This is a genomic window from Ochrobactrum sp. AN78, from assembly GCF_029909885.1.
Lineage (GTDB): Bacteria > Pseudomonadota > Alphaproteobacteria > Rhizobiales > Rhizobiaceae > Brucella > Brucella quorumnocens.
Map to the genome: position 1 here is coordinate 1 of NZ_JASAMU010000041.1, position 1,001 is coordinate 1,001.

Consider the following 1,001-nt stretch of genomic DNA (forward strand, 5'->3'; position numbering starts at 1 on the left):
GTTAATACAGTTTTCTCCGGCACGATCAATGGCAGCGGCGGCCTGATCAAGAATGGCAGCGGTGCGCTGACCCTTTCAGGATCAAACAGCTATTCAGGGGCCACAGCACTCAATGACGGAACGCTCAAGCAGGGTGCAGCCGGTGCGTTGAGTTCAGCCTCCGCTTATCAGGTCGCGCAAACAGGCACCCTTGATCTTGGTGGCTTCTCGACCAATATCGCTTCGCTGAGCAATCAGGGCAATGTCAATTTTGCCGGAACCGGCGGCGCCACCCTGCATGTCTCAGGCAATTATAGCGGCAATGGCGCGATCACGATCAACAGCGTGTTGGGTGGTGATACTTCAAAGACCGACATGCTTGAGGTCGATGGCGATACGTCAGGCCAAACCAAACTCAATGTGATCAATCAGGATGGCAGCGGCGCCTTGACCGTTAATGGCATCAAGGTGGTCGATGTTGGTGGTAATTCCAATGGCAGCTTTGCTCTTGGCAATGGCTATACCACCAAGGATGGCCAGCAGGCGATTGTCGGCGGCGCCTTCGCCTATACGCTGCAACAAGGCGGCGCACAGGGCGGCACACAGGGCGTCAATGACGGCAACTGGTATCTGGTCAGTCATGCCCCGAATTCGGATACGCCCGACGATCCTGTCATTCCCAATGATCCAGGCACGCCACCCGTCGATCCAACATGTCAGGACACCAACAGCTGTCCGCCACCACCTTCACCGCGTTACAGTGCCGGTGCGCCGCTCTATGAAGGCTATGTGCAGAACATGCTGGCGCTCAACAAGCTGCCCACATTGCAGCAGCGGGTTGGTAACCGTTACTTTGCAGCCAATAGCAGGTCTGCGGATACCGGGACTTCCAGCGATGTTAGCGCTGAAGGCGTCGGCCAGCCAAGTGTCTGGGCACGCGTTGAAGGCGCGCATAACCGCCTTGAACCCTCGACCTCGACCGCGCGGATGAAACAGGACATCAACACGCTTGAGATGCAGAC

General features: G+C 57.0%; 1 protein-coding gene. It reads left to right on the plus strand.

All coding sequences use genetic code 11. From position 1 onward, the window contains the following. On the plus strand, positions 1-1,001 hold a 1,001-nt coding region (locus QBD00_RS23590; RefSeq protein ID WP_318580710.1), incomplete at both ends, for an autotransporter outer membrane beta-barrel domain-containing protein.